Here is a 385-nt window from a genome sequence, read left to right on the forward strand (position 1 = left end):
GCGTACGGTCTCCATCGTCTCGTCCACCGAGAGCGTGGTCTGGGTCAGCCAGACGACCTTCTCGGGGTCACGGACGGTGACGTTCGGCACGTCGCCGGGGCCGTCGACCAGGTGCACGTGCTCCGGCGCCTCACCGGCAGTACCGATGACTTCCTCGTGGCCGTCGTGGCCGATCAGCAGGATGTCGAAGTCGACGGCGGCGAACCGCTTCGCCTCGTGGTGCACCTTGGTGACCAGCGGGCAGGTCGCGTCGATGGTCTTCAGCTGCCGCGCGGCCGCCTCCTGGTGGACCACCGGGGCGACGCCGTGCGCGGAGAAGATCACCGTCTCGCCCTCGGGCACCTCGTCGGTCTCGTCGACGAAGATCGCGCCGCGCGCCTGCAGC

General features: G+C 69.9%; 1 pseudogene. It reads right to left on the reverse strand.

Annotated features, from left to right (window positions below):
- Positions 1–385: pseudogene (locus CAY82_RS27830) on the reverse strand (4-hydroxy-3-methylbut-2-enyl diphosphate reductase); the annotation flags it as partial.

Source organism: Pseudomonas sp. SID14000 (genome assembly GCF_002165135.1).
Lineage (GTDB): Bacteria > Pseudomonadota > Gammaproteobacteria > Pseudomonadales > Pseudomonadaceae > Aquipseudomonas.